Source organism: Sodalis sp. dw_96 (genome assembly GCF_018449575.1).
GTDB lineage: Bacteria > Pseudomonadota > Gammaproteobacteria > Enterobacterales > Enterobacteriaceae > Acerihabitans.
Window position 1 is genome coordinate 93,241 of record NZ_JAAVUT010000014.1, and the last position, 13,940, is coordinate 107,180.

Consider the following 13,940-nt stretch of genomic DNA (forward strand, 5'->3'; position numbering starts at 1 on the left):
GCGCTCAATACACCAGGCGTTCACCGCATACCGGGAACAGTGCATTTCCGGTATTAAGGAGACCAGGTAATGTTCAAGAAACACTATTCAAAAATCATATTTTTGTTATTCATCGCCGGCATCGTGAATTATCTGGATCGGGCGGCATTCTCGGTAGCCATGCCCTATATCAAGGATCATCTCCATCTTTCTCCCACCGAAGTGGGGGTGATGCTTAGCAGCTTTTTCTTCGGTTATGCCCTGTTTAATTTTGTCGGCGGTCATTTGTCGGATATATACGGTCCGAGAAAAGTGTTTGCCATCGCCATGGTGTCATGGTCGTTGTTTTGCGGCCTGACCGGTTTGGCGTTCGGATATGGCATGCTGTTTATCGTTCGCCTGCTGTTCGGCATGAGCGAAGGGCCCATCAGCACCACCATCAACAAATGCATAAGCAATTGGGTGCCGCTGAGCCAGCGATCGCGGGCCGTGGGGATCGCCAATGCCGGTAATCCCTTGGGCGGAGCCATTGCCGGGCCTATCGTGGGTGTTATCGCCGTAATGTGGAACTGGCGTATTTCATTCATTATCCTGATGGTGCTGGGTTTTGTCTGGACATTTTTCTGGCTGCGATCCTTTACCGACCGGCCCCATTCCAATCCCCATACCTCCGCTCAGGAGGTGTCCAAGTATGATGAAGAACAGCAGACCCTCCTTGCCGGGCAGGGGGACAGGCATAAGCTGCCGCTGCGTTTCTACCTCACCCAGCCCATTGTGCTTTTTACCGGGCTGGCGTTCTTTTCAATCAACTACATCCTGTATTTCTTTTTGACCTGGTTCCCCAGCTATCTATCGATGGAAAGGGGTCTGAATATCAAGGAAATCAGCATCGCCTCCGCCATTCCATGGCTTATCGGCAGTATCGGTATCGCCATTGGCGGCGCCGCCTCCGATTGGATATTCCGTAAAACGCATAACCTCATGTTTTCGAGAAAAATCATGCTGGTGGGGGGACTGATCCTGTCGGCTATCTGTTTAAGTTTCGCCGGCAGCGTGACGTCGGTGAACAGTGCGGTCAGCCTGATGGCCTTGGGGATCTTTTTCATGTACTTCGCCGCCGCCGCGCCCTGGTCAATCATTTCCGAGCATATTTCCCCGGACAAGGTCGGCGGCGTGGGCGGATTTGTCCACCTGATGGCCAACACCTCGGGCATGATCGCGCCGATCCTGACCGGCGTGATCGTGCAATATACCGGCAGCTTTATCGCGGCATTTATCCTGGCGGGGGCGGTAGGCGTGGTGGGGGCGTTAGGGGTGGCGCTGTTCGTCAAGCCGATACCCACCGATAAAGACAGGCTGCGACCTCTGCGGCGTTCGCTTATCAAAACGATGTCGAAATAAACCGAGGATTTCTGTATGAAAGCATTAGTGATAGATACAGGAAGTCGCACCCATTTTACCGATATCCCGCCGCCGGAGGGTTGCCAGGAAGGTGAGGTGCTCATTGAGGTGCAGCGGGTGGGTTTGTGCGGTTCGGATTTGAATACCTGGCGCGGGTTTAATCCGCTGGCGGTTTATCCCTGCATCCCCGGTCATGAAATCGGCGGCCGGGTGGCGGCGGTAGGGGCCGGAGTCACTAACTGCGGGCCGGGGGATCGGGTGGTGGCATTGCCTTGTACCGAATGCGGTGTGTGCAGCGCCTGCCTGAACAATCGGCCCAATGCCTGTAAAAATAACCAGACCCTCGGCGTGCAGCGCCGGGGCGGCATGCTGTCGATGTTGGCGGTTCCGGCAGGTAAAGTGCTGGTATGCAATGAGCTGGGCTACGATGAGCTGGCGCTGGTGGAACCCTTGTCCGTTGGTCTGCATGCCGCCCGGCGAGCACAAATAAACGTCGGCGAATGGGTGGCGATTATCGGGTGCGGGGTGATTGGCCTGGGGGCGATTACCGCCGCCGCCGCCATGGGCGCCAGGGTGGTGGCCATCGATATCGATAACCGTAAGCGCAACGTGGCGTTGTCCTGCGGCGCCGAGCGGTTTTACAACAGCGGCGAGGCCGATATCGCGACGGCCATGTCTCTTTTGGACGACGGGCGCGGTCCGGCGGTAGTGATCGAAGCGGTGGGCCTGAGCAGCACCATAGAGCAGGCGGTTGATCTGGTGGCGTTTACCGGCCGGGTGGTGTACGTCGGTTATGCCAAGAAACCGGTGACCTTTGACAGCGCGCGTTTTTTGCTGAAGGAACTGGATATCCGCGGCTCGCGTAATGCCACGGTGGCGGATTTTCGGGCGGTACTGGCGTTAATGGAACAGCGGCGTTATCCGTTGGATTTATTGATTACCGGCCATTATCCGCTGGGAAAGGCGGATAAGGCCTTTGTTGACTGGGCCGCCGATCCCGGTGCGGTAACCAAAATCCTGATTGATCTTTAAGGAGGTGGACATCCATGACAATCAATAATGCCTTCTCCCTGGCCGGCAAAACCGCCCTTATAACCGGCGGCGCCAGCGGTCTCGGTTATGCCATGGCGGAATGCATGACCGCCGCCGGGGCAAAGGTGATCGTTGCCGGGCGTAACGGCGACGCCGCCCGCCAGGCGGCGGAAATCCTTGGTCCGGATGCTGCCTGGGCGTCGTTTGATATCGGTGAAACCGATCAGACCCAGGACTGGGTGGACAATCTGCTCACCACCCACGGGCAAATTGATATTCTGGTTAACAATGCGGGCAACCACTGCAAAAAGCCCATTGAAGAGATGACGGTGGCGGAGTTTGAATCGGTGCTGGATGTGCATGTGGTGGGGGCCTTTGCGCTCACCAAGGCCCTGGTTCCCCATATGAAGCAGCATGGCAACGGCAGCGTGATATTTATCGCCTCCATGACCTCTTTCCTGGGGCAGCCCTATGTCAGCGGCTACGCGGCGGCGAAATCCGCCTATCTCGGGCTGATACACAGCCTGGCCACCGAACTGTCCGGCGCCGGGATCCGGGTAAACGGTATCGCCCCAGGCTGGATAGACACGCCGATGCTGCGTAAGGCCATCGCCGGGGATGACGAGCGGAAAAATAAAATTCTCGGCCGCACGCCGATGAAAAAATTCGGTAAACCCCAAGACATCGGCTGGGCCGCCACCTACCTGGCCTCCGACGCCGCGGCGTTTGTCAGCGGCCACGTGCTGGTGGTGGACGGCGGAGCGCTGATCGGCTTTTGATTTAACCGGACGGGCTCAGCTTCCCGACCCAGGAGTATCCCATGAGCAAAAGAGCACTGTTGTTAAACCCGAAAGATAATTGCGTGGTGGCGCTGGAGGATATCACCGAGGGGGATGGGGTAAATTATGACGGCGGCGAATTTACCGCCCTCCATGACGTGACCCTGGGACATAAGCTGGCGATAGCCGATATGAAAACCGGCGCTCAGGTCGTCAAGTACGGCGCGATCATCGGATCGGCAACCCAGCCCATCAGCCGGGGCAGCCATATCCATTCCCATAATCTGAAGAGCAACTACATCGAAGGTTATCACCAAAACGACGCCGGCTATTCGGCCTCGGGGGAGCACGCATAATGCAAGGCTATATCAGGCCGGACGGTAGTGTAGGCATTCGCAACTCGGTTCAGGTCATCTTTATGGTGGAATGCGCCAGCCATGTGGCGAAAAACATCGCCGAATCATTCCAGCGATCGGACGTGCAGTTCTTCGGTTTTTCCGGCTGCTATCCCAGCGACTACGGTTACCGGCTGGTAAAGAATCTGGCGACCCACAGTAACGTCGGCGCGGTATTGATTGTGTCCCTGGGGTGCGAGAATTTCGATCGCGATCGGCTGGCCCGGGACGTTCAGGCCAGCGGGCGTCCCTGTCATCTGCTGGTTATCCAGGAGAACGGCGGCACTCTGGAAACCATTAAACGCGGCAAAGCCCTGGTGGCGGATATGTTGGAGGAGATTGCCCGGGTCCCTAAGCGTGAAATCGACTTCAGCGATTTGATTATCGGCACCATTTGCGGCGGATCCGACGGCACCAGCGGTATTACCGGTAATCCGGCGGTGGGCCGGGCATTCGATTACCTGCTGACCCAGGGTGCCAGGTGCATGTTTGAAGAGAGCGGGGAGCTCATCGGCTGCGAAGATCATATGATGACGCGGGCGGCCAGCGAAACGGCCCGCGAACAAATCGATCTGGCGATGCGCAAGGCCAAACGTTATTACTCCACTATGGGGCTTGGCAGCTTTTCCAACGGCAATGCCGTGGGCGGCCTGACCACACAGGAGGAGAAGTCCCTCGGCGCTTACACCAAGTCCGGCGACAGTCCCATCAACGGCGTGATCTTGCCGACGGAAATCCCCCCGCGGCCGGGCCTGTATCTGATGGATGTGGTGCCCGACGGTGAGCCGCGTTTCGGGTATCCCAATATTAACGATACCTCGGAAATCATCGAGCTCATCGCCACCGGTTGCCACATTATACTGTTCACGACCGGCCGGGGATCGGTGGTGGGATCGGTCATCTCGCCGGTTATCAAGATTTGCAATAACCCGCAGACTTACCGCAACCTCAGTGATGATATGGATGTCAACGCCGGGCGCATTATCAGCGAAGGGGCATCCCTGGATGACGTGGCGCAAGACATTCTGCAATGCATCCGCGATGTCGCCGGCCAGGGTCTGAGCTGTTCCGAACGGCTGGGACACAGCGAATTTGTCCTGACCTATAAAGCCTTTGATTATGAGAAGACCGGTTGCCGTATCGCCTGAGATGAGAATGACACCCAGTACGGTGTTTGGGTCAATCCCAAACGCCGGACCGTATGATGTGCGGCCGTTATAACCTCTGAATAATCGGCACGGTTTTTCAGTTAAATATCAGCATTCCGCCTGATTGCCAAATAAGACATCAATCCGCCATATCCCCCTATTCAGTATTATTTACAATTCGGTATTCGGACTTTTATTCATATAAAGTAGAAACATAAAAGCCGGCTCATCAAAATAAACCGCATCCCCCTACCAAAAAGATTGAAAAGAAAAGTTCCTGATTGCTTTTCGTGGTAAACCTGAAGGCCGGCAAAAAATCGCCTTATGTAATAAGAATTATTTACATCTACCGCTAATGGATTAGGAGATGAGAACCGCTATGTAATTAATTATATAGCGAATTGCTTTTGCGGCTCTAATGTCGCCCATAGGCAGATATGAGTCATGAAACACCGCATCAGATCAAATTAATGAACCGGCCGAATATTCTTTCCCGCCGCACTCCATTAAAATAAAACAAGGAATGATGATGATGGCCACGAAGCAATACTGATGCTGAAAACGTCGAATGACACTGAAATAAACGGCCAATGGCAGGAAGCGATAATCCGGATCTCGCAAAAAATCTTTTTTCTGCGGGACGTCTCCTCGATATTATCCGCCCTGATGCCGCTGCCGATTCCCTGCCAGTTAATCGACCTGGTGCTGTCCTTGCCGCGCCGTCATTACGGTTGCGACCGTGATGGGCCGCGGGCGGGACCCGAGCCGGATCTCCAGCAAGAGCTGCCGGAAAATCACAGCCGCTGCGTGCTGCCGGTGGTTTCTCCCCGCCGCCGGTTGGGCGATGTCATCTTCACCCGTACCGACGGGTATCATTACAGCCAGGATGAACGTGGGTTGTTACGCCGTCTGGCGCAACTGCTGGCGGTGGCGCTGGAAAATCTCGACGTCCAGGAGACCTTGCGTCTTGAAAACGAGGGGTTGCGACACGAACGGGATCATCACCGGATTCTGGTGGATGTGACCAATTCCGTGCTCTCCTGCCTGGACATGGACGCGCTGGCGTCAGAAGTGTCGAAGGAGATCCATCGTTTTTTCGGCATCGACTATATCAGCCTGGCTCTGCGGGAAAACAGCGGTGAAAATGCCAGCCTGAATGTGTATGTCACCCATTATCAAACCGGCAAACCCATGCGGCGCGAGCAAAAACGTGTGCCCATGGCGGGTAATGCACTGGCCCAGAGAGCGTTGGCGCAAACCGAACCTTTGGTGATTAATTTGCGGGATGAGCCGCAGTGGGCGGAGGAAGATCCTCATCTGGCCGCTATGCTGGGGGAAGGGGTGCATACCCTGTGCCTGTTGCCGATGATGTTCGGCCATAAGCCGCTGGGCATCCTGAAGCTGTCGCAGCATCACAAAGATATTTTCAGCGAGGCCAATCTGCGCTTATTGAGCCAGGTGACAGCCCGCATCGCCATCGCGGTGGACAACGCCCGCGCCTATGACGAAATTACCCGTCTGAAGGACAATTTGGAACATGAAAATATCTGGCTCAACGAGCAGATGTACAACAGCGGCAGCTTTGGTGAAATTATCTGGAAAAGCGCGGCCATGGGGGCGCTGCTTGAACAGGTGCAAATGGTGGCGGACAGCGATAGCACGGTGCTGATCCTCGGTGAGACCGGCACCGGCAAAGAATTGATCGCCCGGGCAATTCACGAACACAGCGCACGCAATGGTAAACCCATGGTGAAGATGAATTGCGCCGCGGTCCCTTCCGGCTTGCTGGAAAGCGATCTGTTCGGCCATGAGAAGGGGGCGTTTACCGGCGCTGCCACCACCCGTCACGGCCGCTTTGAGCTGGCGGAAGGAGGAACGCTGTTTCTTGACGAAGTGGGGGATTTGCCGCTGGAGTTGCAGCCCAAGCTGCTGCGGGTGCTGCAGGAGCGGGAAATCGAACGGTTGGGGGGCAGTAAGGTGATACCGGTGAATGTCCGGCTGATTGCCGCCACCAACCGCGATCTCAAGGATATGGTGGCGGAGCGTCAGTACCGCAGCGATCTCTATTACCGGCTGAATGTCTTCCCGATTCTCATCCCTCCGCTGCGTGAGCGGCCGGAAGATATTCCGCTGCTGGCGAAATTTTTCACCCAGAAGATTGCCCGGCGGATGAACCGCACCATCGACAGTATACCCGGCGAGACGCTGCGCCGGCTCAGCCAGCTGGCCTGGCCCGGTAATGTCCGCGAGCTGGAGAATGTCATTGAGCGGGCGGTGATCTTGACCCGTGGCACGACGCTCAACCTACAGCTGGATGGATTGCAGCCCGCCGCATTGCCGCCGGTCGTTCATATCCCCGAGCCGACGTCCAGGCACCGTACGGAGTCCGTCCCGGTGGAAAACGACGAGGCGGAGCGCCAGCGCATTATCCAGGCTTTACGCGAGGCGAACGGTATCGTGGCGGGTCCGCGCGGCGCGGCCATGAAGTTGGGTGTTAAACGCACAACGCTGCTGTCGAGGATGCAGCGGCTGGGTATCTCGCCGCAGGCGTGGTGACTTTTTTACTTAAGCTTGGTGTAACGGACTCGTTGCCTGGGGCTTTTAATAGCTTAAGCAAATCGAAACGAACCTGCCGGTCTGTGCATTACGCAAGCAAATCGAAACGAGCTTGGCGGTCTTTTAGTTAAGCGTGCTTATCGAAACGGACCCTTCGGCCGTGTTAGACTTCGCCAATGGGTTACCTGACATATTACGGGATAGGTGATGTTCGATTTTTCCACGCTGGGCACCTTTGTTGCCGTTGTCATGGGCCTGTTCCTGATTCCCGGCCCGGCTGTGCTGCTGGTGCTGAGTCGGACTGTCCAAGGCGGGCGCAAGACCGGTATCATGACCGGTCTGGGCATCGCGAGTGGGGACTTTGTGCATACGCTATGTGCCGCGGCTGGGCTGTCGGCACTGCTGATGACCTCCGCGCTGGCTTTTAACACCGTCAAATATGTGGGGGCCGCCTATCTTATCTATCTCGGCATCCGGGCCATCGCTGAGAAGCAGCACGATGCATCGTTAATGAAATTGCCCACCGTGACACCCATGAAAGCCTATTTGCAGGCGGTGCCGGCAGAAGTCCTTAATCCCAAGACCGCCCTGTTTTTCCTGGCGTTCATGCCGCAATTCATCCATCCCGAACGAGGGCCGGTACTCATGCAATTCGCCGTTCTGGGGCTGATTTTCGTCGCGCTCAGTTCTCTCTATACGACGCTTATCGCGTTATCAATCCGCCCCTTGAGCCACATAGTGAAACGTCTCACCTGGCTGCGCCGCAGGCAGGGCAAAATTGTCGGCGCCATTTTTATCACGCAGGGACTGAGCGTCGCCACGCAGCATCAATAATACTGCCGTCACCGACTGTCACAACGAGTGTGTAAAAGTGAGCGCGTGTTAAAGGGAGAGCGCGCCGATGTGGTCGAAGCGGGCGTGGTTTTTCCGCCCGCCCGAGCGCCACACGGCACGCTAGGCCCGCAATCACTGAAGCTTAAACCGAGCGTGTTAAAGGGAGAGCGCGCCGATGTGGTCGAAGCGGGCGTGGTTTTTCCGCCCGCCCGAGCGCCACACGGCACGCTAGGCCCGCAATCAATGAAGCTTAAATCAAGCGTGTTAAAGGGAGAGCGCGCCGATGTGGTCGAAGCGGGCGTGGTTTTTCCGCCCGCCCGAGCGCCACACGGCACGCTAGGCCCGCAATCAATGAAGCTTAAATCAAGCGTGTTAAAAGGAGCGCTACCCACGAGGAACCAGGCCCGATGCACTCGGGCCTGAGAGGTGTTTTAGGCAGGAGTGATGACAGGCGTGATGGCGTCATCCACCGCATTACGCAGCCGGGCCTTTAGATGACTGTATTCGGTTTGCACATAGTTTTCCGCCCAGCGCTGATCGTCGATCATGTCCAGTTTCACCGCGCAATACTTATACTCCGGCGTCTTGGAAATAGGATCGAGATGGTCGATGGTCAGCTCATTGCAGGCGCCTATCCACCATTGATAGGTCATGTATACCGCGCCAAGGTTAATGCGTTCGCTCACCGCCGCGCGGGTAATGACCTTTCCGCGCCGGGAAGAGACCCAGACCAATTGCTGATCGCGGATGCCCAGCTTTTCGGCGTCCTTGGGATTGATCTGCACATAACCCGGTTCATCAGCCAGGGTGGCCAGGGCGGTACAGTTGCCGGTCATTGAACGGCAGGAGTAATGACCCACTTCCCGTACGGTGCAGAGCACCAGGGGGAACGCGTCATCCACCTGATCCAGGGGCGGCCGCCATTCGGCGGCGAACAGCAAACCTTTACCCCCCGGACGGTCGAATTTATTGCCCTCATACAGCCACGGCGTGCCCGGACTGCTTTCTTCCGTACAGGGCCAGGGAACATAACCGAATCCGGCCAGCTTCTCATAGGTGGCGCCGGCATATAACGGACAAAGGCCCCGCAGTTCGTCCCAGATCTCCTTGGTATTATTATAAAACATCGGATAACCCAAGGCAGTGGCCATCAGGCTGATAATCTGCCAGTCGGTCTTGACGTTGAACTTCGGTTCCACCGCTTTTTCGAAGTGCTGGAAACCGCGATCGGCGGCGGTATAGACCCCTTCGTGTTCGCCCCAGGACGTGGACGGCAGTATCACATCCGCCACCGACGCGGTTTTGGTCATAAAGATGTCCTGCACGATCAGCAGTTCCAGTTCACTGAACGCCTGACGCATCACCGACAAATCCGGTTCGGTCTGCAATGGGTCTTCACCCATGACATAGTTGGCCTTGATCTCGCCGCTGAGAATTTTGTGCGGTACATCGGTCAGGGTAAACCCGGGCTCGGCCGGAAGGGATTCAACCCCCCAGGCGCGGGCGAATTTTTCACGGGCCGCCGGGTCGGTGACCGGCTGATAGCCGGGGAACATATTCGGCAGCGCGCCCATATCGCAGGCACCCTGTACGTTGTTCTGACCGCGCACCGGGCCGACGCCGACATTGGGTTTACCCAGATTGCCGGTCATCAATGCCAGTCCGGACAATCCCTTAACCACATCCACCGCCTGGCCCCACTGGGTGACGCCCATGCCCCAAAGGATGGTCGCGCTGGGCGCTGCGGCATACATGCGTATGGCCTCGCGAATCTGCTGCGCCGGCAGGCCGGTAATCTCTTCCACATATTCGGGGGTATATTTGGCGACGATGGCTTTGTATTCTTCGAAGCCTTCGGTATGGCGCGCCACATAATCCGCATCGTACAGATTTTCGTTGATCAGTACGTTGGCGAAGGCATTCACCAGCGCCATGTTGGAACCGTTTTTCAGCGGCAGCCACAGGTCGGCCAGTCGGGCGGTTTCAATGCGCCGAGGGTCGCAGACAATGATTTTCGCGCCTTTTTGCTTGGCCTTGAGGATGCGCCGCGCCACGATGGGGTGCGAATCGGCGGCATTGTAGCCGAACACCAGCAGGCATTTGGTATCTTCGATTTCACAAATCGAATTGCTCATGGCGCCGTTACCCAGGGTGACCTGTAAACCGGACACCGACGGTCCGTGGCAGACCCGGGCGCAGCAGTCGACATTGTTGTTGCCAATGACCGCACGGGCGAATTTCTGCATGACATAGTTGGTTTCGTTGCCGGTACCACGGGACGACCCGGTTTGCATTATGGCGTTGGGACCATATTTTTCCTTGATATGGCGCAGGCGCGAGCTGGTGAATTCGATCGCCTCATCCCAGGAGACTTCTTCGAGATTGCCGCCTTTTTCGCGGCGGATCATCGGGCTGCGCAGCCGCGGCGTCAAAAGGCGGGTGTCATTGAGGAAATCCCAGCCGTAGTAGCCCTTCAGGCACAGTTGGCCCTGATTGGTATAACCGTTGGCCGCCTCGGCGCCGACGACGCTGCCGTTTTCAACCAAAAGATTGATTTTGCAGCCGGAGCCGCAGTACGGACATACGGTAAGTGCTTTATGCATTATGCCATACCCCTTGAGGGATTTTTTGTTCATAAATCCCGTGTTTGATTAATCAGCGGTCAGAACAGGTTGGCGCCGAAGCCTTCCAACGCGGCCCGCTGCCGTTTTTTCAGTTTTATGCTTTCGACGGCTTCATTGGTCATCAATACCAATGCGTCGGTGGGGCAGGCGCTAATGCAAGCCTGGCCTTCGGCACGGCCCTCGCATAAATCGCATTTCTGAGCTTCAGCCTTGATGCTGTGTCCCGATAATGGATTGCGTTCATCGTAAACATGCCGCGTCACGATATCCATGGCGCCATAAGGGCAGGCCACGGCGCAGGTTTTGCAACCGATACATTTTTCCTGCAATACCTGGATATGGTCTTTGGCGTGAATAATAGCGTTGTTCGGACAAGCATTGGCGCAGGGGGCGTCTTCGCATTGCCGGCACAGTACCGGCGTACTGATATTCCACTCTTTAATCACTTTTAGCCGGGGCAAAAAGTTTTCAGGGGTCAGCGCGCCGGGACGGTTGCCGTTATGCGCGACCACACAAGCGACTTCACAGGTAAAGCAGCCAATGCATTTTTGCGGATCAGCAATAACGAACCGGTTCATTCATTTTTCCTCGAGTGTCCGACGCGGGTTATTACTCGGCCCGCCTCAGGCTATTAATATCCATATATAAAGCAGGGTTTATGCCAGTTTGCAAGGGAAACGATATTATTTTAAAATATTGATATATATAATAATTTTTATAGGGCGCAACGAACATATCTTGAAAATCATGCTCTTTATCGTCATATCGACAAAATTGACGATGCCGATACTGCTTCGTCACAGTGCCGATGCCGATGCCGATGCCGATGCCGATGCTGCTATAGCTGCTGATATTGAAACGGATGCCACGGGGCCGTTCACTCATTGCCATCAAGAGGGCTATCAGGTACCAGCCACGGGAAACCGCCGTCCCCTTGCCACTGCTCCAGACGCTGGTGGATACGGTTCACCGCCTGGGTAACCGGTTCGGTCATGGGAAAATAAAAGGCCACCACATCCGGTTGAATGCCGACAAACCAGACCTCAGGGATATCTTCCTTTAGTTGCTCGATAACGAAGCTGAGCGGGAGGTTATGGGTGCTCATGATAAACATCCCGGCGATATCCGCCGGATCGATAAGCCGGATCTCTCCCGGCACCAGCGTCATATCGGCGGCATCCACCACCACCACCCGCTGTGGCCGCAAGGCGCGTACGCGGTGGACGACATTTTCCGGCGTGGCGCCGCCATCCACCACCGTCCAGCCTGCTACCGGCCGTCGGGTCATCAGTTCCGCCAGCAGCGGGCCGGCGCCGTCATCCCCCATCATGCTGTTGCCGACGGTCAGCACGACGCTGAGATCGGTAGTATTAGCATTCATTTCCAGCTCCCTATGGTGAAGAAGGCGCAATGACATCAAGCCCGACCAAGCATTTTGCCACCATACTCATATGCTTACGCACAAATTTATACCCTTCTAACGATAAGATAGATGGCCGGCTCGCGGGAGATTTCCCCCAGCAGCGCCATCAGCCGGGCGCTCCATTCATTAAACGGCGCCGGCGCATCGGACTGCAAGGGGGCCAGGGCGTTGGCCAGCAGGTCGGTATGGCTGCTGTCGATGATGATTTCGCCGAAGGTCATCAGGCCGTGCATTTTGCGCCGCGCCTCGCCCTCCGGCAGCAGCTCAACCCATTGCCGGTACTGCTCGAGGGGGCAGGTAAGCTCTTTGTTCAGGCAATCGATCACCCCCACATGATGGCCGATAGCCAGGGAGTAATACATCACCTGCTGCGCCTGGGCCGGCATATCGTCATCGCTGTCGAGGAACTTCTGGCGCAACGACCAGATATAGACATCAGCCATGATGAATTTCACCCTGCAATGTGTGCAGCAGTCGCTGCACGATTTCCCGCAAGCGTGGGTCGTCTTCGCGCCGCAGCCACTCCTCTACCCGCTGTGCCAACAACGGAACGGTGGCTCCCGCCAGCAGGCCGAGCAGGTTGTCGCTGATTTTTCGGCCTTCCCGATAGCCCGCCAGCTGCCGGGCTTCGCGCTCGATAATCACCCGGGTATGCAGCGGTACATCCGGCAGCAGCAGCGAGGCTTTCTCCCCCGGCTGTTCAATATGCGTTTCGCCTTTAAGCTTTTGCTCAAGCAGGCCGAGGGCTACCGCGAATCCGTAAATGGTGGCCGCCGGGGTCGGCGGGCAGCCGGGGATCCAGACATCAATAGGCACGATGCTTTCGCTGCCGCTCCACACGCAGTAGAGATCGTGGAAAATACCGCCGCCGCAGCCGCAGGCGCCGTAGGAAATACAGATTTTCGGATCCGGCGCCGAGTCATAAGCGCGCAGGGCCGGGGTGCGCATGGCGCGGGTGACCGCGCCGGTAAACAGCAGGATATCGGCATGGCGCGGCGACGCCACGACCTTGATGCCGAATCGCTCGGCGTCGAACAGCGGCGTAATGGCGGCGAAAATTTCGATTTCACAGCCGTTGCAGCCGCCGCAGTCAACGCGGTAGACGTAGGCCGAACGCTTGATATCCTTCAGCAGAGTCTTTTTCAGCGCCAGAGTGTGCTCATCGGGGGTCACGGGAACGCTGACATGATGATTCAACGGAATGTCCAGGCTCATTGGGTCTCTCTCCCCGGAGTATGCCGCAACCGGAGATTACGGTTGCTGTGCAGGTTTTGATGGCGTTTGCAATCCGGACAGGTTTCGAACTGCGGACGCAGCGCCTCCACAGCCCCGTCGTCCAGTCCCGAATGGGCCAGCAACGCCATGGCGTATTCGACGGATTTTTTCGCGATAAACGGTTGATGGCAGACCCGGCATGCCTGTAACGCGAAGGTGGCGGTAACGTACAGATCCGCTTTTTGCGTCACCGCCATTTCGAACTCTTCCGACAGCGCGATGGCGCGGGTGGGGCAGACCTCTTCACAGCGGCCGCAGAAAATGCAGCGCCCCAGGAACAGCTGCCAGCGCCGCTCGCCGCTGGCGATATCGGTTTCCATGGTCAGGGCGTTGGCCGGGCAAACGCTGGTACAGGCGGCACAGGCAATGCATTGGGTGGGGTCGTACTTCGGTTTACCGCGAAAGCCGGGACAGACCTCCAGCGGCTTGAACGGGTATTTGACCGTGGGCTCACCGGCTTTCAGGATGGTTTTAAACAGTTTAAACATTGTCCA

The 13,940-nt window shown here is 56.7% G+C and carries 13 protein-coding genes; 7 read left to right on the forward strand and 6 right to left on the reverse strand.

All coding sequences use genetic code 11. The features are described from left to right. Nucleotides 1-69: 69 nt before the first annotated feature. The 7 genes from HB631_RS18940 to HB631_RS18970 all read left to right on the forward strand — a co-directional run bounded on the left by HB631_RS18940 (nt 70) and on the right by HB631_RS18970 (nt 8,124). Nucleotides 70-1,380: an MFS transporter gene (locus HB631_RS18940; RefSeq protein WP_213992740.1), complete on the forward strand. Its 1,311-nt coding sequence runs from the start codon at nt 70-72 to the stop codon at nt 1,378-1,380. Nucleotides 1,381-1,395: 15 nt separating this feature from the next. After that, nucleotides 1,396-2,412, forward strand: a complete 1,017-nt coding sequence (locus tag HB631_RS18945) for a zinc-binding alcohol dehydrogenase family protein (RefSeq protein WP_213992741.1) — start codon at nt 1,396-1,398, stop codon at nt 2,410-2,412. A 14-nt stretch (nt 2,413-2,426) separates the two neighbouring features. Continuing rightward, nucleotides 2,427-3,191 carry an SDR family NAD(P)-dependent oxidoreductase gene (locus tag HB631_RS18950; RefSeq protein WP_213992742.1) on the forward strand — a complete coding sequence of 255 codons (765 nt, stop codon included), beginning with the start codon at nt 2,427-2,429 and terminating at the stop codon, nt 3,189-3,191. A 41-nt stretch (nt 3,192-3,232) separates the two neighbouring features. Then, nucleotides 3,233-3,547 (forward strand): UxaA family hydrolase, encoded by a 315-nt coding sequence (locus HB631_RS18955; protein ID WP_213992743.1) that lies wholly within the window; start codon nt 3,233-3,235, stop codon nt 3,545-3,547. Further along, nucleotides 3,547-4,734 carry a UxaA family hydrolase gene (locus HB631_RS18960; RefSeq protein WP_213992744.1) on the forward strand — a complete coding sequence of 396 codons (1,188 nt, stop codon included), beginning with the start codon at nt 3,547-3,549 and terminating at the stop codon, nt 4,732-4,734. Before HB631_RS18955 ends, HB631_RS18960 begins: the two co-directional genes overlap by 1 nt. A gap of 552 nt (nt 4,735-5,286) precedes the next feature. Further along, a complete protein-coding gene (locus HB631_RS18965; RefSeq protein WP_213992745.1) occupies nt 5,287-7,290 on the forward strand; it encodes a sigma 54-interacting transcriptional regulator in 2,004 nt (667 codons plus the stop codon). Nucleotides 7,291-7,497: 207 nt separating this feature from the next. Then, nucleotides 7,498-8,124, forward strand: a complete 627-nt coding sequence (locus HB631_RS18970) for a LysE family translocator (RefSeq protein WP_213992746.1) — start codon at nt 7,498-7,500, stop codon at nt 8,122-8,124. Between the two features lie 431 nt (nt 8,125-8,555). Here HB631_RS18970 and fdhF read toward each other — a convergent pair whose 3' ends face one another. From fdhF to hyfH, 6 genes are all read right to left on the reverse strand, one after another. Next, nucleotides 8,556-10,727 (reverse strand): formate dehydrogenase subunit alpha, encoded by a 2,172-nt coding sequence (fdhF, locus tag HB631_RS18975; RefSeq protein ID WP_213992747.1) that lies wholly within the window; start codon nt 10,725-10,727, stop codon nt 8,556-8,558. Between the two features lie 59 nt (nt 10,728-10,786). Further along, nucleotides 10,787-11,326, reverse strand: a complete 540-nt coding sequence (locus HB631_RS18980) for a 4Fe-4S dicluster domain-containing protein (RefSeq protein WP_213992748.1) — start codon at nt 11,324-11,326, stop codon at nt 10,787-10,789. A 299-nt stretch (nt 11,327-11,625) separates the two neighbouring features. Beyond that, nucleotides 11,626-12,129: a hydrogenase maturation peptidase HycI gene (gene hycI / locus HB631_RS18985; protein ID WP_213992749.1), complete on the reverse strand. Its 504-nt coding sequence runs from the start codon at nt 12,127-12,129 to the stop codon at nt 11,626-11,628. Between the two features lie 86 nt (nt 12,130-12,215). Then, a complete protein-coding gene (locus HB631_RS18990) occupies nt 12,216-12,614 on the reverse strand; it encodes a formate hydrogenlyase maturation HycH family protein (RefSeq protein WP_213992750.1) in 399 nt (132 codons plus the stop codon). Continuing rightward, a complete protein-coding gene (locus tag HB631_RS18995) occupies nt 12,607-13,386 on the reverse strand; it encodes an NADH-quinone oxidoreductase subunit B family protein (RefSeq protein ID WP_213992751.1) in 780 nt (259 codons plus the stop codon). The genes HB631_RS18990 and HB631_RS18995 overlap by 8 nt, the downstream gene beginning before the upstream one ends. Continuing rightward, nucleotides 13,383-13,934 (reverse strand): hydrogenase 4 subunit H, encoded by a 552-nt coding sequence (gene hyfH / locus HB631_RS19000; protein WP_213992752.1) that lies wholly within the window; start codon nt 13,932-13,934, stop codon nt 13,383-13,385. The genes HB631_RS18995 and hyfH overlap by 4 nt, the downstream gene beginning before the upstream one ends. Nucleotides 13,935-13,940 lie beyond the last annotated feature (6 nt).